General features: G+C 37.1%; 20 protein-coding genes. 3 read left to right on the top strand and 17 right to left on the bottom strand.

Going from position 1 to position 18,939, the window contains the following annotated elements:
- Nucleotides 1-21: 21 nt before the first annotated feature.
- From NSQ59_RS03235 to NSQ59_RS03210, 6 genes are all read right to left on the bottom strand, one after another.
- Nucleotides 22-858 (bottom strand): hypothetical protein, encoded by an 837-nt coding sequence (locus tag NSQ59_RS03235; RefSeq protein ID WP_340829170.1) that lies wholly within the window; start codon nt 856-858, stop codon nt 22-24.
- Between the two features lie 23 nt (nt 859-881).
- Nucleotides 882-1,457, bottom strand: coding sequence for an HAD-IA family hydrolase (locus NSQ59_RS03230; protein WP_340829167.1), 576 nt, complete (start codon nt 1,455-1,457; stop codon nt 882-884).
- Between the two features lie 48 nt (nt 1,458-1,505).
- Nucleotides 1,506-2,000, bottom strand: a complete 495-nt coding sequence (locus NSQ59_RS03225; RefSeq protein WP_340829164.1) for an NUDIX hydrolase — start codon at nt 1,998-2,000, stop codon at nt 1,506-1,508.
- Between the two features lie 35 nt (nt 2,001-2,035).
- A complete protein-coding gene (locus tag NSQ59_RS03220) occupies nt 2,036-2,731 on the bottom strand; it encodes an aspartate/glutamate racemase family protein (RefSeq protein WP_340829161.1) in 696 nt (231 codons plus the stop codon).
- Nucleotides 2,732-2,773: 42 nt separating this feature from the next.
- The gene (locus tag NSQ59_RS03215; protein WP_183101966.1) at nt 2,774-2,926 is read right to left on the bottom strand and encodes a hypothetical protein; all 153 of its coding nucleotides are present in this window, start codon (nt 2,924-2,926) and stop codon (nt 2,774-2,776) included.
- Nucleotides 2,927-3,088: 162 nt separating this feature from the next.
- Nucleotides 3,089-3,448, bottom strand: coding sequence for a hypothetical protein (locus NSQ59_RS03210; protein ID WP_340829156.1), 360 nt, complete (start codon nt 3,446-3,448; stop codon nt 3,089-3,091).
- A gap of 126 nt (nt 3,449-3,574) precedes the next feature.
- Here NSQ59_RS03210 and NSQ59_RS03205 point away from each other — a divergent pair, with 126 nt between their 5' ends.
- A complete protein-coding gene (locus tag NSQ59_RS03205; protein WP_126647548.1) occupies nt 3,575-4,015 on the top strand; it encodes a YtoQ family protein in 441 nt (146 codons plus the stop codon).
- 64 nt (nt 4,016-4,079) lie between these two features.
- Entirely contained in the window at nt 4,080-4,985 is a 906-nt protein-coding gene (locus tag NSQ59_RS03200) for a nuclease-related domain-containing protein (protein ID WP_055738226.1), read from the top strand.
- Between the two features lie 676 nt (nt 4,986-5,661).
- On the opposite strand, the gene NSQ59_RS03195 is transcribed toward NSQ59_RS03200, so the two are convergent.
- The 6 genes from NSQ59_RS03195 to NSQ59_RS03170 all read right to left on the bottom strand — a co-directional run bounded on the left by NSQ59_RS03195 (nt 5,662) and on the right by NSQ59_RS03170 (nt 11,317).
- Nucleotides 5,662-6,036 (bottom strand): steroid Delta-isomerase, encoded by a 375-nt coding sequence (locus NSQ59_RS03195; RefSeq protein ID WP_340829147.1) that lies wholly within the window; start codon nt 6,034-6,036, stop codon nt 5,662-5,664.
- Between the two features lie 29 nt (nt 6,037-6,065).
- Entirely contained in the window at nt 6,066-7,457 is a 1,392-nt protein-coding gene (locus tag NSQ59_RS03190; protein ID WP_055738225.1) for a sensor histidine kinase, read from the bottom strand.
- A 3-nt stretch (nt 7,458-7,460) separates the two neighbouring features.
- A complete protein-coding gene (locus tag NSQ59_RS03185) occupies nt 7,461-8,168 on the bottom strand; it encodes a response regulator transcription factor (protein WP_055738224.1) in 708 nt (235 codons plus the stop codon).
- Nucleotides 8,169-8,245: 77 nt separating this feature from the next.
- Nucleotides 8,246-8,605 (bottom strand): YxeA family protein, encoded by a 360-nt coding sequence (locus NSQ59_RS03180; protein WP_055738223.1) that lies wholly within the window; start codon nt 8,603-8,605, stop codon nt 8,246-8,248.
- Nucleotides 8,606-8,626: 21 nt separating this feature from the next.
- Nucleotides 8,627-10,561, bottom strand: coding sequence for an ABC transporter permease (locus NSQ59_RS03175; protein WP_055738222.1), 1,935 nt, complete (start codon nt 10,559-10,561; stop codon nt 8,627-8,629).
- Entirely contained in the window at nt 10,562-11,317 is a 756-nt protein-coding gene (locus NSQ59_RS03170) for an ABC transporter ATP-binding protein (RefSeq protein WP_055738221.1), read from the bottom strand.
- A 386-nt stretch (nt 11,318-11,703) separates the two neighbouring features.
- Here NSQ59_RS03170 and NSQ59_RS03165 point away from each other — a divergent pair, with 386 nt between their 5' ends.
- Nucleotides 11,704-12,612 (top strand): DMT family transporter, encoded by a 909-nt coding sequence (locus tag NSQ59_RS03165; protein WP_340829141.1) that lies wholly within the window; start codon nt 11,704-11,706, stop codon nt 12,610-12,612.
- 64 nt (nt 12,613-12,676) lie between these two features.
- On the opposite strand, the gene NSQ59_RS03160 is transcribed toward NSQ59_RS03165, so the two are convergent.
- From NSQ59_RS03160 to iolC, 5 genes are all read right to left on the bottom strand, one after another.
- A complete protein-coding gene (locus NSQ59_RS03160) occupies nt 12,677-13,465 on the bottom strand; it encodes a 5-deoxy-glucuronate isomerase (RefSeq protein WP_055738219.1) in 789 nt (262 codons plus the stop codon).
- A gap of 13 nt (nt 13,466-13,478) precedes the next feature.
- Nucleotides 13,479-14,315: a class II fructose-bisphosphate aldolase gene (locus tag NSQ59_RS03155; RefSeq protein ID WP_055738218.1), complete on the bottom strand. Its 837-nt coding sequence runs from the start codon at nt 14,313-14,315 to the stop codon at nt 13,479-13,481.
- A 12-nt stretch (nt 14,316-14,327) separates the two neighbouring features.
- Complete coding sequence (gene iolD, locus NSQ59_RS03150) at nt 14,328-16,247, bottom strand: 3D-(3,5/4)-trihydroxycyclohexane-1,2-dione acylhydrolase (decyclizing) (RefSeq protein WP_055738217.1); 1,920 nt, start codon at nt 16,245-16,247, stop codon at nt 14,328-14,330.
- A 93-nt stretch (nt 16,248-16,340) separates the two neighbouring features.
- On the bottom strand, nt 16,341-17,804 hold the full coding sequence (locus NSQ59_RS03145) for a CoA-acylating methylmalonate-semialdehyde dehydrogenase (protein ID WP_055738216.1): 1,464 nt from the start codon (nt 17,802-17,804) through the stop codon (nt 16,341-16,343).
- Between the two features lie 91 nt (nt 17,805-17,895).
- Nucleotides 17,896-18,891 (bottom strand): 5-dehydro-2-deoxygluconokinase, encoded by a 996-nt coding sequence (gene iolC, locus NSQ59_RS03140; protein ID WP_055738215.1) that lies wholly within the window; start codon nt 18,889-18,891, stop codon nt 17,896-17,898.
- Nucleotides 18,892-18,939 lie beyond the last annotated feature (48 nt).

The following is an 18,939-nucleotide window of genomic DNA, read 5'->3' as shown; positions in this document are numbered from 1 at the left end:
ACGAAGGAACACACTTTTTTTCTATAAATTCAACTTCTCCATTAGTAATTCCTTATTTCTTTCCATTTCATATTGAGAATTATTGATTTTTTGCTTTTTCATTTTTAAAAGATCAAAAACTTCTTTTTCAATAGCTCTTCTAGCCTCCAGTACTTTCAGAGTACCGTCTAGGCCCTTATATCCCCGTTCTTTCCCATAGCCTTGATTTGTGTAGTAGTCAATGAATCCAGATGACCATTCTTGTGGTCTTTCCTCGATTGCTTTCTTAAATGAAAACTGTAGGTCATCTTGTTCTACATAAATTAATAGCGGATCTAAACGGTCTATTATTTTTGCTAATTTCATCACATAATCCATAACTTTTTCTTTCTGCTCACCGTATTTTACCATAGCAACGGTTATGGGGTTTTGTATGAAGCAGCATTCGAAAATATATGTATTATTATCCGACATGGCTTTTTCCGTGAATTCGGCCCATTTTTGCGTAATTAATTCCATATTACGTTCTAGTGGTAATTCATATATATCAAAGGTAAAAATAATATTTAATAATTCATCAGAAAACATGGAACCATATTCGTTTTGTATTTTTCTATATGGTAAAAAATAATTGTTTCCCTTTTTCTTCACTCCATTTATAAACACTTCTTTTAAATCTCCACAATTCGCTAACAATCCATCGAATTCTTTTTCATCGAAACAGGAAACTCCATCATAATCAGCCGGATGATCCAGATTCCCTTCTAAAAATAACTCAGCTGGGATGTTTCTTTCCGTAAGAATCTCATGAATTAATTTAGCGGTAGTTGATTTCCCGAATCCGGGCAGTCCTTCTACCAATATAAGTTTTGTATTCATACGGTTTCCCCCTTCCATAACTTTCAAGAATGAGTAAAATCCTTCATTAACTTAAAGAAATCAGCATAGTTCGATAAATAATAATCTGCGTTAACATGTTGATTTTGAAAAATGCATGTGGCTATTCCTAATTCTTTTGCGGGAATAAGGTCAATTTCTCTGTCTCCAATAGCCAAATCAATATGGTGTTTTTCGTGCAAATATTTGTAGGCCGCTGAATTTGGTTTCCGAGGAAAACCATCATCAATCGTGACGATATCTGCAAAATATTTATCCCATCCATAGTACTCTAATATAGATAAAACACCTTTTCTATCCTTGTGAGTCATAATGACATTTTTGTTTGCAAACTTTAAGATTTCTTCTGCGTTTTCAAAAGGCTTTATGTCTTTGGGAGCTAATTGACTTTCCAAGGTATCTATTTCTTTTATTTGATTTTCTGTAATTCCATAATAATGAACAGCGTGAGAAAAGGAAATTTTTAATGTTTCATAGATCTCCTTTTTATCCACTGCTTCTCCTAAAACCTGAGAAAAAACGTTGGAATATGCAGGATATGTGTCGAATAAGGTTCCATCAAAGTCCCATAATATGTTCAATTGTAAACACCCTAACTAATTTTTGATTTTTGTTACGGTTGTTGATTTTTACTTTTTACTTTTTACTTCCCATTTTTCATAGACCTCTACATGTAATCCTAAATTACTTTCTCTAATCCATTCAAACGCTTTAAGAACTAACGGCGAAGAATTATCTATTGAGACATCTGGTTCCGAAATCCACAATGCCCCAAGGGAATCCTGCCCATCAAATGGAATAGGCTTCGTTAACTCCCCGCCTATAATCTTAACTGAATAAAAAACAGCTATGTGATGTACATCCGTATACTCCTTCCAATCCCAGGGGAGCATAAAGTCTATTACACCTATGTTTTGCTTGATTTCGATTTCGAATCCCGTTTCTTCTAGGAACTCTCTTTTCATTGCAGATGTTAAGCTTTCTGCCTCTTCTAAGCCCCCACCGGGAAGATCATAACGATTTTTATAGGGACCGCCATTCTTGTTAATTACGAATAGCTTCCCATTTTCATAGCATATTCCATATACACCGAATGCACGGTGATATTTTCTTACTTTCTGCATTGCTTATCTCCTTTTGGAAATATGATTTTTAAATCCTATTTCTCACTTAATGCAAAATCAACCGCCGCTGTTGCATGTATTCGGGTTGTATCAAATACAGGAACTTTACAATCCTTTTGAGAGATTAGTAGTGTAATTTCCGTACATCCTAAAATAATGCCTTCAGCACCTTCGGAAATAAGATTATTTATGATGTCTATGTAAGCTAATCGAGAGGAGTCTTCGATCTTCCCAAGACATAACTCATTGTAGATAATGTCATGCACTTTTTCGCGATCGCTCTTTTCAGGAACTAAAATATCCAAACCATATTCTTTTAAACGCCCTTTGTAAAACTCTTCTTCCATCGTAAAGGCGGTCGCAAGTAAACCAACCTTTTTTATACCTTGTTGAACGATTTGTTTGCCGGTTGCATCCGCAATATGTAATAACGGGAATTTCGTAGATTCCTGAACCTTCTCAGCTACTTTATGCATTGTATTGGTACAAATCACAACACAATCAGCACCTCCAAGTTCTAACTTTTTGGCAGCGTCCACTAAAATATTGGTCGCTTCCTCCCATTTCCCCGCATATTGGAATGCTTTTATTTGTTCAAAGTCCACAGAAAACATTAAGCTTTTTGCAGAATGATGACCTCCTAATCTCTCTTTAACTGCTTCATTAATCCATTGGTAGTAAAGAATAGAAGATTCCCAACTCATACCGCCAATCATTCCAATTGTTTTCATACATCGCACTCCTTACAAGTATTTATAAGCCAAATACAAAGTCTAAATATTTCCCAACAACTTTATCCAGAAGAAATGAATTGTTAAGCCTTGTTCTTCTCCATCGCCTGTTGGCTGAAAATCCCATTCATCTGAAACATCTGATACCGCTATTCTATAAAAAGAACGGTTATGTACCGCGCCGTCATCATTCACCCAAAAGTCCTCAGCTATTAAGTCTTGTACACTAAAATCTGTCAGTTCCGTTCCATTTCCCTCATTACCGCGTTATATGTATCTTCATTTTATTTGACAGTACCCTTAGTGCCTCTGTTATATAGGCTTTTTTAATAGGTTCTATTGGTATCTCCATCTTCACTACTCTCGAAATCCTGCACCGAGAACTTTTTGAGATTTTTCATCTACAAGTTTGCTGATATCACCTAATATTTTACTTTTTTTAGAGCGAAACGTTACCACGGTAAGTTCTTTCCCTTCATAGGAGCGGTCATCTAAATAAAACTTTTGTGGGTTTGCAATCACTTTAGTTATGCTGGCTTCTTTCCATGTCCCAATTACTTCTTTTTTCTCTGATGGTGAAAGTGAGCTCCATGCAGTTTCTCGTACATCCTTCATTTGTGTTTCTATTGTTTTACTTTCTGATTGTTTATTTGTCATATCGCAGCCAGTTATTAAGATTGAAAATGAGATACTTGCCAATATAAGCATAGTTTTCATCTGTTTCCACCCCACCATATATATTCTCTATTTGTCTCTTTTTTCCTTTTTCACGCTAACTTTTATGACAATACCACACTACTTTTTGGTAAAATATAGGCAATAACCATTACTGGAGGAGATATGATGGAATTAACTGTTTATCTGGCAGGGCAGATTCACGATAATTGGAGAGAGGAAGTAGAGAAGAAAGCAAAAGAAAGAAATCTTCCATTAGTATTTGTGGGACCCCAAACAGACCACGAACGATCTGATAATATTGGAGAAGACATTCTGGGGAAACAACCCGGAAATGTATACAAAGATGACGCGGCATCGGATATTAACAATTTCAGAACACAGGTGTTAATGCAAAAATCTGATATTGTAATAGCGTTATTCGGCGATAAGTATAAACAATGGAATACTGCGATGGACGCCAGCACAGCTATTGCATTGAACAAGCCTACCATTATTATCAGACATGAATCCTTAATCCATCCCCTAAAAGAGCTTTCCAATAAAGCAAATGTAACAGTTGAGACTATTGATCAAGCGTTGGATGTTGTAGGTTATATTTTTGAATAAGGATTTTGGGGGCGGATGTCCCCTTTCCATTCCTATTTCATTATAGAAAGGATGAACCAAAATAATGCCTTTTAAATCTCGAACGAAATCTACTGAACTATTGGTTTTAGAAATTTTAAACTCGCGTATGAATTTGTCTGAGAAAGATAAAAACCACTATCTCTATTTAAAAAAGGGTTTTGAAGGAGAAGTAATGTTTGATTTGCTGACAGAGAAACTTCAGTGCGATTGCTTAATCATTAATGATTTATTGCTCCAAATGAATAGCACTACTTTCCAGAATGACTCGCTGATTTTAACACCTGAGATGTTGTACCTTTTTGAAATAAAAAACTTTGAAGGGGATTTTTATTACGAAAGAGATAAATTTTTTATGAAAAATAAATCAGAAGTCAATAATCCATTAATCCAATTGAAACGAAATGAATCCTTATTACGCCAGCTCCTTCAAAGCATAGGATTTACCGTTCCCATTGTTGCTTCGGTCGTTTTTATCAACCCCGAGTTTACCTTATACCAAGCACCTCTTAACTTGCCATTTATCTTCCCAACTCAAGTGAATCGCTATTTGAATCAACTAGATAGAAACTCCTCTAAGTTAAATAAAAAACATACTATGCTTGCTGAAAAATTAATTTCACTGCATATTGAAGATTCTCCTTATACACAGCTTCCTTCTTATGATTATGATCAATTGCAAAAAGGAATAACTTGTGAAAAATGCCACTCCTTCGCCTTATCGATAGATAGAGTCTATATTGTATGTGAAAAATGCGGGCATAAAGAAGTATTTTCCGAAGGGGTATTGCGCAGTGTGAATGAATATAAGCTTCTTTTTCCAGATCGAAAAATTACTACAAATGCCATTCATGATTGGTGTCAAATCATTGATTCTAAGAAGAGAGTTAGGAGGGTTTTGGGGGAGAATTATAATATTGTCGGAGTTCATCAATGGTCCTATTACCAATAATATTTTAATAATTTCTTATTAAAGGTGATGACTTTTCTGTATTTCCAAGCATTTTGTCCTTCATACTTCCAATGAAGGACAAGATCCCCTTCGATTTCCTACACTTTGTCCCTCATATCAACGATGAAGGACTTTTTCCTTGATTCTTTCCTTCAACCTGTCCTTCATGCTTCCAATGAAGGACAGATTCCCCTTCGATTTCCTACTCATTGTCCTTCATATCAACGATGAAGGACTTTTTCCTTGATTCTTTCCTTCAACCTGTCCTTCATACTTCCAATGAAGGACAGATCTCCCTTCAATTTCCTACCTATTGTCCTTCATACCAACGATGAAAGACTTGTTCCTTGATTCTTTCCTTTAATCTGTCCTTCATACTTCCAATGAAGGACAAGATCCCCCTTCGATTTCCTACGCATTGTCCTTCATACTAACGATGAAGGACTTTTTCCTTGATTCTTTCCATCAACCTGTCCTTCATACTTCCAATGAAGGACAGATCCCCCTTCGATTTCCTACGCATTGTCCTTCATACTAACGATGAAAGACTTGTTCCTTGATTCTTTCCTTCAATCTGTCCTTCATACTTCCAATGGAGGACAAGATCCCCTTGCTCTTATCTAGGAGTCTGTCCTTTACACACATTCTATTGAACTTTCCGAGCTACCACCAAAATCTAAACCATTCGCAAATCATCCGGACCCCAAAAAGCTTGCATCGTGGATATCTTCCCGTCATTGTTAAAGGTCATTACGTCTGTAACCTCGATACGAGCAGAACGCCCCTCCATTTTGGTGTGAACCGCAAAGGTAATGGAAGCGGCGTTACTGAACGAACCGCGCGGAGGTGCTAATAGTTCAAGTTTACTTTCACCTGACATGCTTTCTCGATAAAACTTCTCAATCTCTTGACGACCTTTCTTGAGAGGTTTTCCGACGGGATCCTCCACGCTCGCATCATCCGCAAAGAGTGATATTAATCGTTCCAGATCTTTTTGATTGAACGCATCTACATATTCTTGCAATGCTTTTTTCATTACTGAGCTTTCCATTTCAACTCTCTCTCCTTCATCCGAAATATTTATAATTCCATTTCTATCGTTGTACCCCGACCAACCTCACTGCTAATCGTAATCGCCCCATCATGGGCCTGAATAATATCCTTCGCTATTGCCATTCCCAATCCAGATCCTTTATGTGCAGCACCAGTATTGGTTCCACGGTAATAACGATCAAATATTCTCTCCAGTTCTTCCTTATTAATTCCTTTCCCATCGTCTTTTATGACTATATGGATGTGTTCATTCCTTTCGATGCTTACGATTATTTTCACATCTTTATTATTATGAACAACCGCATTATAAATCAAATTATTGATAGCTCTCCGAAAAAGAATTTCATCTACTTCCAGCATAATCTTCTCTTCGTTTACAAGAAATTGAATATCCCGATCGGCGTATTTAGGATCGTTTAATATATCAATGACAACGCTGCGTAAAAGCGCCACAATATTCATTTCTGTTTTCTTTAAAGCAAGTTCTTTGTTTTTTAATCTTGTCGTTAAATTTAGATCCTCCATCACTTCTTTTATATAGAGGGACTTTGTTTCAATAATTTCCGCATATTCTCTTATTTCGTCTAAAGTAAAATCATATTCCGGATCCTTTATCATTTCTGCATAGCCTTGAATCGAGGATAAAGGAGTTTTTATATCATGCGAAATATTTGCTATCCACTCTTCCTTCATCAGATCTAATTTCCTTCGTTCCTTTTCCGTTGCTTGTAGTTGATTGGATAAATGATTTAAATTATAAAATACATTTTTATAAATGCCTCTTGCTTCCCAACGATGATAGAACTCGCGATTTGCCAACTTTTTAATGCCCTCGATTAATTTATGCAATGGGATAGTAAGTCTTTTGCTAAAAAAGTAACCGACTAATAAAGCAATAAGAATATCAACCATAAAAATAGCGGTTCCAACCTTTAGTACTCGAATGATGGTGTTATTATCATAAGAGATAAAATATCTATTTAAATTTGGATTTTCAATTCCTATAAAATAACTTAAATTTTTCTTAGCACCAACATAGACAACTGTATGTACAAATTCTTGATATTTGTACATTTGTACAATTTCTGAAGGATTGTATTTTCGCTTGACCTTCGGTGGAACTTTGAATCCAAATACCTCTTTGCCATTTTCATCTAAAATTTGAATCCATGCGTTCCTCTTCGTTAACTCTTTTTTCCCTTTTTCCGTAATGGTCACATGATTATCGGTGATTTTTACTTGGCTAGCGAACTGCCTTGTAAATTGTTCTGGAGAAGTTTCCTTTTCCTGAAAGATTGGTACATTAAAAGCTGACTGTGCTACGAGCAATGCTAAAGCAAGAAAAATATTAATAAAAACAACTAAAATAACAACCAATACAACAGATAATAAATACCTTCCTGTCAACTTCCATTTCATACATTATTCATCCTCAATAGAGAGCTTATATCCTAAGCCTTTTAGTGTAACTAAATGCTGGGGATGGGATGGATTCTCTTCAATTTTTTCACGTAACCTTCTAATATGCACCATCACCGTATTATCATCACCAAAGAATTCGTCACCCCAGACAGTATCATAAAGTTGTTCCTTACTGAGTACCCTATTTTTATTTCGCAGAAAATACTTCATTAATCCAAGTTCCTTCGGATTTAATTGAACTATCTCCCCGTTTTTTGTTAATTGCGCTTTTTCTTCATGTAACTCAAATGGTCCGGCTTTCAGTATGGAATCTTTCTCCTTTTCCGGTTGCATATATTCTGCTCTCCGTAATTGTGCTTTTACACGATAAGCTACCTCTTTCGGGCTAAAAGGCTTTGAAATATAATCATCCCCGCCTATAGCGAAACCTAAAATCTTATCAATTTCCTCCGTTTTTGCCGATAAAAATAAAATAGGTACCATCGACACGCTTCTAATTTGCCGACAAACGTCATAGCCTTCTCCATCCGGCAACATAATATCCAGTAAAACGATATCTGGATTGCTTTTTTGAAATTGATCAAATCCGTCTTTTGCAGTAGTGGCCGTAATGACATTCTCCACTCCTTCTTTTTTTAATACGGTTTTTATTAGTTTTAAAATATCTTCTTCATCGTCTATAATTAACACCTTTTTATTAATGGACATTTTTCTTCCCTCCAAGTTTGTACCCTTATTATAATAAAAAGGAACCCATTTTAATAAGGATTCCTTTACAGTTAAAATTATTTCAACTTTTCCCTTACCTTTTGAGGAAGCTCCTCTTTTTTCACTTCCTGAAAGGATGTGACTCCTTTTTTATCTTTCACGTATAAACGGAGATAGGCATTTTCGCGAAGCTGCTTTTGAGCAGAGAAACTAAATGTTTTTTGTTTCCCGTCTTTATCAAAGGCTAGCAGGGTATACTCATATTGTACATATTTCTCTCCATTATCCGCTTTACTTTCCACCTTTTTTCCTTGATCGTTTATTTGTACATAATATTCGTCCGCACCTAATCTATTGAAATTTACTTTTTGCAGAAAAATAAGTCCGCCAAAGATGATGACGACTATAACAACTAATGATGTGATTATTTTTTTCATTACACTCTACCCTTTCTATTACTATCTATTTGATTTCGTCACGATTTTATAGTACGTATTCACGGTTAAAAAATAATAAGCAATGTATATACAAACGTAAACGGCTATACATATCAACACGGGGATGACCAAATTTGTTTGCATTAATCTTGATAAAGCAGTTAAGGCAACCACACTGTGAGCAATTCCTACAATTAATGGCAATGCAAAAATAAACAAGACTTGTTTCGCAATAGATCTTTTTACTTCCTTTTTCTTCACACCGATTTTGTGTAATATATCATATCTCTCTACATCTAAGTTTGCTTCTGTTAGCTGTTTGAAATAAATAATGCTTCCAGTTGCTGCAAGGAACACTAAACCAAGGAACCCACCGATAAAAATAATTAGCCCTGTTGATTCCATTCCCCGTGCATAATCGTTATAGAAGCTGGAGAAATTTGCATCCTCTGGTAAAATGGACTGAATATCCTTCGTTAATTTATTTGCGTGATCAGCATTAGTCATTCCGTAAGCTTCCATGTTTACTAGATTTGCTTTATTCGCTAATTTAGAAAACAACTCATCACTAACAACAACGGTTGTGTTAGCTGTATGAAGATTGAGGACATTATATTTTTTCAACTTTTTAAAGGTTACGTTTTCACTAAGGTCTTTCACCTTCAATGAAATAGTTGACCCTACATACTTTGGTGATAAACCTTCAAAATAAGATGCATCTAATGCCGCTGCATCCTTTCCTTTCAGTGAAAGAGAATCATTCTTTTTCTGATCTTTTACTAATTTGTTATAAGTCTTATTTGCAATAATAGTATATTCCACCTGATCACCAGAGATTTTACTATGCAAATTCGTAATATCAACATCCAATTGAAGTGTTGGGATTATCTCGTGATATTCAATGCTGTGACTTTTATCGTGAGAAATTAGGTCATGTATTTTATTGGAAATGTTTGTATCTTTGGCGACAAACATCATACTATTTGGATTCGCAGTTTCTGCATTACTTCTATTGTTAAAATAAAAACTATAAGCTGCCCCTACAGCCGTTAGTGTTGTTGCACTTAGGACTGCGATAATGGTCAACGTACGCGCATTTCCTTTTATTCGATAGAGAAGTTGCGAAGTACTGATAATGTTAATCCCATTCCAAAAATGGCCTTTATTTTTTCTTAAAATCTTTAATAGATAAACAGTTAATGTACTCAATAATAAATAAGTACCGAGAATAACCGTTATTAGTATGACTAGAGGGGTGATCATGAAGCCCATTTTTCTCCAAATTTCAGACTCCAATAAATTTTGAAGTGCGAGCCAGTAACCAATTCCAACTAATAGCACGGAAAAAATCGCGATAATAAAAGATGCTTTTGACTGTTTTTCTCCTTCTTTTTCAGCTTTGAATAGTTCAATTAATTTAAATCGGTAGATTAATCGATATCCATGAATCGAAGTAATAGCCGTAATAAGGATAAACACAATAACTGTATTCATCACCGCAGCAAAAGAAATAGCAAAATTACTGATGGCATCATATCCCATAACCTTCATTAAAAGTACTACAAAGAACTTAGATAATATGGAACCTAAAATTATCCCGATGATAAGGGCTAAAATCCCCATGATAAAATTTTCATAAAATAACATCTGGCCAATTTGTTTTTTCCGGACACCTAATAAAGAATATAGACCAATTTCTTTTTTGCGCTTCTTTGTAAAGAATGAATTGGAATACCAAATAAAAATAGCCACAAAAATAATCAAAACAACTGAAGCTGCATTAAAAGCGGAACTTATTTTTGTAGAAGAATCAGTAGTAGCTTGAATCGTTTGATCATATTTTAATGAAACAAATGTAAAATAAATTACAATACTGAATACCATGGAAGCTATATATAGAAAATAATTCTTAAAATTTTTTCTAATATTTTTTTTGGCAATGCTAAATAGTGTCATTTAACGCCCACCCCCAAGAGAGGCGAGGACATCCAATATTTTTTGAAAGAATTCCTGGCGAGATTGCTGCAGTTTATGGATTTCCGCAAAAATCCTGCCATCCTTAATAAATAAAATTCGTTTACAAAAGCTTGCCGCAAACGCATCATGTGTAACCATCATAATGGTTGACTGATTCTGTTCGTTCAGTGCTGTTAAGCTTTCCAGTAAACTTTCGGCGGATTTTGAATCCAAAGCACCTGTTGGCTCGTCCGCTAGAATTAAGCTTGGGTTTGTAACAATTGCGCGAGATGCAGCGGTTCTCTGCTTTTGGCCCCCGGAGATATGATAAGGATATTTATTCAGAATCTCCCGAATACCAAAGGTATCAGCGATTTCCTCGACTCGTTTTTTAATCTCATTTGCAGGTACTTTTGATAATGCCAATGGGAGTAAGATATTTTCCTTAACCGTTAATGTATCGAGCAGATTATAATCTTGAAAAATAAATCCAAGTTTATTCCGGCGAAAATCGGATAATGATTCCTCGTTCATGGTGACGATATTTTGGTCTGCAATGATAATTTCTCCCGATGTAGGAGTATCAATCGTCGATAAAATATTCAGCAAGGTCGATTTTCCTGCTCCCGAAGGACCCATAATTCCAATAAATTCGCCTTCCGTAATTTCCAAATTTATATCTTCCAATGCTTTATATTGATTTCCTTTAGACCCATATATTTTTTGAACATTTTTTGCATGTAAAATTGTTTTCATTGTGTAAGCCTCCTTGATTGACTACAAATACGATTATAGTCACCGGACCTTACATGATTTTAATGTCAACCTTACACGAACCTTAAAAAAGCAGCAAACCCTTTATTTGCAGGATTTGCTGTTTTTGGTGTTGTATAGTATATAAAAGAATATTAAATATCAAGTTTACGATTACCGATTGATTTCACTATTTCTGGGTCGTTATGGGAAAAGAACAAGCTTATATGTAAGCCGGATAGTATAAATGCATGCCCCCACGCTAAGCTCGTGGTTTTCTCATATCACAAAGTATTTTATAATAAAAGATTATAGGTAATATCTGGGTTTGCATATAATTGATGAAGTAATTGAGAAATACCAAATTTAGTGAATAGAGGTAGACTAGTATGAAGTTAGCCTATTTGCAACTCGCTTTATCAATGGCTTTTGTTGGCGCAAATGTTGCTGTAGGAAAATTAATTGTTGAACATGTCCCAATCTTTCTTTTTTCAGAAATGAGATTCTTCATTGCTCTACTATTTTTAATACCAATGTTAGTAATTAGCCGACCAAAGAAGGTACAACAACTTCAAAAACGCCACTGGGGATTTTTATTTTTGCAATCATTTTTTGGCGTTTTTTTGTTTAGTGTATTGATGTTGTATGGGGTTCGCTATACTTCCGCTACTGCAGCGGGAATTATCAAAAGTACCGTCCCTGCCATCATTGCGATTTTATCATTTTTCATTTTAAAGGAAAGGCTATCCATCTCCCAAGCATTCTCTATCTGCCTCTCTATATTTGGAATAGCTGTTATTACTTTTCAAGCACCCTCATTAAATTCAGAAAGCAATTCATTATTACTCGGAAATTTCCTTGTATTTGGAGCTGTTATTTCGGAAGCCTTGTTTACGATTTTTGCAAAAAAACTCTCTGCTATACTCTCACCAATTCAACTGTCTACAGGGGTTAATATCATTGGTTTTTTATTATTTCTGCCTTTTGCAATAAAGGAGGCTGTCACCTTTAACTTTATGAATCTATCATTGTCAGTGTGGTTCCTGATCATATATTACGCATTAACTGCGAGCATCCTATCATTTGTTCTATGGTATCGCGGCGTCGCCAATATAAAGGCAAATATTGCTGGGATTTTTACAGGATTCATCCCAATTACTGCAGCATTGGTAGGAATAGTGTTCCTTAAAGAGCCATTTGGTTGGAATCAATCTATTGGAATTTTGAGCGTTTTAGGTGCTATATACATAGGGACCAGGGAAAAACTTATAGATGGCGGACAAATTGATTCAGCTTAAAAGTTGAATGAAAAGAAATCGACTTGCTGTCGATTTCTTTCACTATTATGTGAACCTTATATTTTTACTCGTCTGGCCAAATTTTTGCGTTTGGCTCAAGCAACCATTTATGATCTTCTTCCATAATTCGATCTGTCCACGGGTTGTTATTAAGATGTCTAATCATCCAACAGAAGTACATCGCGTATCCAGGAGCTGTTGCCTGAGGATGATCGAGTTTACCAGGGATTGTAATAAAGCTATTGTTCTCGATACGATATGCCTCAGGTCCAACCATCGCACATCCAAAGCCTTGTGGTTTATCAAAGCGATAATAATATACTTCTGGCTGATCATGATGATGCGGCGGATAACTGGACCAACGTCCTGGATAGGAGATTACTTCACCTATAACAAGATTGGAATAAGGAGCATTGTTATAATCAAATATGGTTCGAATCACCCGCTCTGCCGTTCCATTCCATAGACCTTCCCCTGCATTAGTGCTTTCACAGTCCTCAGGTGTATATAACTTAGCATCAAACGAGCGTTCATTATCCGTTTTTTGAACAAGCACTTCACTGGCAGCAAGTGCAAAGATTTTTACATTAGTACCTTTTGGAACATGCAGGCACCATGGATCCTCTTCAAAGACATTATTGCGTTTTATTTCTTTTGATATGCCATTCCATTCTAGGCGTATTTCCCCTTCAAGAAGGAGAATGGCTGTTTCTTTGCTTTTATCAATAAGTGCTTCTGTTTTGCCCTTTTGGATTGCATAAATACCGATATCCTGCAGCATATCACTATGCTTCCCGCCCATTTCTGTTATCGTCGTATAGCCTTCCTTTAAATCTTGAAGTTTTTCATACATACATTTTTCCTCCTTAAACTCGTCCTACACTTTCAAACATATGCATGTGGCGTTTTATATTTTCTGTTGCAGCTTCTATGACACTTTCATGATAAGAAAAATATTGATTAAAAGGAGCCTGTCCGTTTACCATTTGAACAACATGATTGAAAGTCGCCGTCGCCACATTAATTTTGCGTATTCCATATTTGATACAAGCTCTAAAGTCTTCCTCCGAAATTCCCGATCCTCCATGTAGGACAAGTGGAATACTTACTACGTCATTAATTTCAGATAAACGATCCATCCGCAATTGTGGCTTTCCTTTATACATGCCATGTGCGTTACCGATTGCAATAGCTAACGCATCAATTTCTGTCTCAAGGGCAAAACGCTTTGCTTCTTCAGTAGACGTAAGTAAAATTTCCATATCAACGGAACCGTCTTCACTGCCTCCAACTTGACCGATTTCTGCCTCTACCGTTGCACCATATCCACAGGCAAGTTTTACCATTTTTTTTGTCTCGGCAATATTTTTTTCTAGTGGGTGATGTGAGCTATCATACATAATAGAAGAAAAGCCGATTTCAAGCGCTTCACGGATTTTCCCTGCTGTTAATCCATGATCAAAATGGACCGCCACAGGTACATTTGCCTTCTTTGCTGCAGCTACCATCAATGGACCAATTAAATGGAGCGGGGAGTGCTTTAGCCTCACTTCTGCGATTTGTAAAATAAGTGGTGATCGAAGCTCCTCAGCTGCCCTTACAGCACCTATGACCATTTCCATGTTAGCGACACTAAATGCTCCCACACCGTAATTATTCTCTTCCGCATGAGCAAGAATTTCTTTCATTTTTACTAATGTCATATTCGTTCTCCTTTAGTAGGCACGCGCTTTCTTCAAATTTTCATGTTTGTTTTCAAATGCAGATTTTATACTTTCTTTAACCGCTTCTTCTGCAACACCGACATGCCACCATGCATCATAGCCATGTGTCATTGTTTTTGGAAGCACCCTAATGTCAATTAGGGTACTTATTGTTTGGTGTTTTGCATCTAAAATAGCCGATTCAAGTTCCGCCATTGTATGAACGGTATATGTCTTTACACCATAGCCTGCTGCTACTTTGGCATAATTAATAGTCATAATTGGTCCGTCCAGCTTGCCCGTTCTCGGGTTCCTCTTACGGAATTCAGTCCCAAAACTCCCCATACCATTTTCCATCTGCAAATTGTTAATGCATCCGAACCCAGCGTTATCAAATAGGATGACATTAATCTTTTTTCCTTCCTGTAAGCTTGTAACAAGTTCGGAATGCAACATCAAGAAGCTTCCATCTCCCGTCATCGCGTATACTTCTTTATTTGGTTCCGCAAGCTTTGCGCCTAATGCTGCAGCAATTTCATATCCCATGCACGAATATCCGTACTCTACATGATACGTGTTACGTGATTTAGATAGCCACATTCGCTGCAAGTCGCCTGGCAGACTTCCTGCTGCACCAACTATAATTGCCTGATCATCCAGCCATTCATTCAGCTTTCCGAGTACACTTGTTTGTGTTAATTCAGTTTGAAGGACCTCGTTATATTCAGCTATTTGGTCATCTAGATGCCCGGCGATTTCAGGAATGAAGCTGTCACTGTAAGTGATACTATATAAACGATCCAGTTCTTTTTTCCATTCTTGCTTTGCTTTCTTTATTTCATCTTTATACTCTGATACGTAGCCCTCTAAAGCTGATGAAATCTCCTCAATCCCCTTTTTCGCATCGGCAACTACTTTCATCGCATCTAGTTTGGATGCATGGAATTCAGAAATGTTAATGGAAAGAATACTTGCTTGCCCAAATAATTGTTTAGAGGCAGTAGTAAAATCGGTAAACCGAGTGCCGACACCAATAATCAAATCCGCTTCTTTTGCAATTTTATTAACTGCCAAATTACCTGTTACTCCAATTCCACCAAGGTTCAAAGGATGATTACTTTCCACACCGCTTTTTCCCGCTTGTGTTTCTCCAAATGGAATATTAAATGTTTCGGCAAATTTTACAAATACATCTGCCGCTTCGGAATAACGAACTCCTCCACCTAGAACTAATAATGGCTTTTTCTTCGAACGAATGAGTTTAACAGCGTCCTCTACACTTTCAACAGAAGGAAGACGACGTTCAATACGATGAACACGCTTTTCGAAAAAGCTTTGCGGGTAATCCCAAGCCTCTCCTTGGACATCCTGTGGAAGTGCAATCGTGACTGCACCAGTATCAGCAGGATTTGTTAATACGCGCATCGCATTTAACATGGCAGACATAAGTTGCTCTGGACGGTTGATACGATCCCAATATTTACTTACCGGTCGAAATGCATCATTTGTAGAAAGAGATAAGTCATGAGTCTGCTCAATTTGCTGTAACACAGGATCAGGCTGCCTGGTCGCAAATACATCTCCAGGAAGTAAAAGCACAGGGATATTATTCGCAGTTGCAGTTGCTGCAGATGTAATCATATTAGCTGCTCCAGGACCGACGGATGAGGTACAGGCCATAATCTGTTTACGATGTTTCTGCTTAGCAAATGCCATTGCTGCATGTGCCATTCCCTGCTCATTACGTCCCTGATATACTTCTAATTCTCCTGCGTCTTCTTCAAGAGCTTGACCAAGACCAACTACATTTCCATGACCAAATATCGTAAAGATTCCTTTTATAAATCGCCTTTGTTTACCATCAAACTCTACATACTGTGCATTTAAAAACTTTACTAGTGCTTGTGCGGTTGTTAAACGAATAGAACTCATAATGTAAACTCCTCTCTATAAAAATCGTAAGAAAGGGAAGCGGCATGGAAATTAACCTTCCCTCCTCTTCCCCTTTTTGGACATTGCGTTCCTTTACTTCACATAACGAGCTGTAACCATTTTCTTTCTTGTGTAAAATTCCACTCCATCTGTGCCATTTGCATGCAAATCACCATAGAAGGAATCTTTCCATCCTGAAAATGGGAAGAACGCCATCGGAGCTGGAACACCGAGATTAATGCCGAGCATTCCCGCATCAATTGTTTCACGAAATTGACGAACAGAGGACGAACTATCTGTAAAAAGACATGCCCCATTTGCAAATGGTGATGCATTTGCTACATTAATTGCCTCTGATAAATCTTTTACACGGACGATAGAAAGTACTGGAGCAAATATTTCTTCCTTCCAGATTTTCATTTCTTGTGTGACATGATCAAAAATAGTCGGTCCTATAAAGTAACCCTCGCCATTTACTGCTTCATCTTTACGTCCATCACGGACAAGTGTTGCGCCTTCCTTAACCCCAGATTCAATATAACCAAGTGTACGCTCTTTATGAGAATCACGAATAACCGGTCCAAGAAAAACATTTTCTTCAAGGCCATTTCCAATTTTGATTTCATCTGCAGCTTTTTTTAGTTTTTCAATCAGTTCATCAGCAACAGATTCTTCCACTGCAACGACTGCTGCTGCCATACAGCGCTCACCTGCGGATCCGAAAGCTGCACTTGTAATTTGTGTAGCTGCCAAGTCAAGATTTGCATCTCCTAGTACAATAGAGTGATTCTTCGCACCAGAAAGTGCTTGTACACGTTTCAAGTTTGCAGTACCTGTTTTATATACATATTCCGCTACTGGCTGAGACCCTACAAATGAAATGGCTTTAACAAGTTTATGCTCCAAAAGTCCATTTACCACATCATGTGCACCATGAACGATATTTAATACTCCTTTTGGAAGTCCAGCCTCTTCAAATAATTCGGCAAGACGTGTTGCAAGAATTGGTGTCCTCTCTGATGGCTTTAATACAAATGTATTTCCACAGGCAATCGCAAGCGGGAACATCCAACAAGGTACCATCATTGGGAAATTGAATGGCGTAATTCCTCCGACTACTCCGATTGGATAGCGATACATACCCGACTCGATGCCTGTCGCTATATCCGGAAGCTGTTTTCCCATCATTAATGTCGGTGCTCCTGCAGCAAATTCCACACATTCAATGCCTCGAAGCACTTCACCGTATGCTTCTGAATAACTTTTACCGTTTTCTATCGTTACAAGCTTAGCAAGCTCATCCCAATGATCCACAAGAAGCTGTTGATATTTAAAAAGTATACGGGCACGTTTAGGAACAGGTGTCTGAGACCATGTATGAAATGCTTTTTGTGCAGCTTGAACTGCGAAATCTACATCTTGTTTAGTTGAAAGAGGTACCTCCGCAATCGTTGCACCTGTTGCTGGGTTCTTAACGATTTCCGTTTCATCGGAAGCTGAGGCTACCCACTCTCCGCCGATATAGTTTTTTAATCGTTCTACTGATGTTAGTATCATTCTGTTCTCTCCCTTTCTGTATTGAAGGCTGTTTATTCAACGATTGTTTTCTTCAATATTTTTATAATTCCCCATACAAAATGAACAAATATTAAGATGGTTTATACTCTGCTGTATCTATATGGTTGAGCAATTCTTCCTCCGTTGGCATTGCTTCGGAGCAGCTATGGCGTGAAATAACAATGGATGCCGACGCACTCCCCAACTTCATTGCTTCCTCCACTGTTTTCCCATTCATTAGTCCGTAGATGAATGCAGATGCATAAGAGTCCCCGGCACCAAACGTTTTTAGGACGTTTGTTTGGAAAATGCCCCCTTTGTGAGAACTACCGTCTTTTGTATATGCGATTGAACCTGCTCCGCCATGCTTGATTACAACAAGCTCGGCTCGGTATGAAAACCAACGTGATGCAGTATAGCGATCGTCGGACTCTGTTATATTTAAGAGCTTTTCCATCATATCGAATTCTTCACGTGTACCTATTAAACAATCGCATTTTTCAGCAGCTAAATTGTAATAAACTGCTGTTTCTGCTTCATCAATCCAGGTATATGGACGGTAGTCTAGGTCAAAAAATACAGTAACATCATGTTTCACGGCATATTCAAGTGCAACAAATACAGCTTCCCTTGATGGACTTTTGGCCAGTGCTGTTCCTGATATTAAAAGTGCTTTTGCTTGTTTAATATATTCTTCATCTACTTCGGAAGGATGCAGCTTCAAATCCGCTACATTGTCACGATACATTAAAATACTGCAATCCTCGGGACTCTTAATCTCTGTAAATGCCAGTCCGGTAACAGCACCAGTACGATCTGTTGTTACACTATTAGTATCAATATTATTTTTTTTCAAATAATCTATGATAAAACGACCCATTTGATCATCTGCTACTTTTCCTATAAACCCTGTTTTTTGTCCAAGTCTTGCTGTGCCAATCGCAATATTGGCTGGCGACCCCCCTACGTATTTCGTAAACGTCATCGTTTCTTCCATCGGTCTATTAATCTCGTTTGCATTTAAATCGATACAAAGCCGTCCCATTGCAATCAGATCAAGTCTTCTATTATTTTTCCAGGTTAGCATTTTAACTGTTCCTTCTTTCAAATCAAAGTGGAAATGTGAATCTATTCG

The sequence above is a fragment of the Margalitia sp. FSL K6-0131 genome (assembly GCF_038008735.1).
Classification (GTDB): domain Bacteria; phylum Bacillota; class Bacilli; order Bacillales; family Bacillaceae_C; genus Margalitia; species Margalitia shackletonii.
Note: the sequence above shows the minus strand (reverse complement) of the source record. Positions and strands in the feature narration are given on the sequence as shown.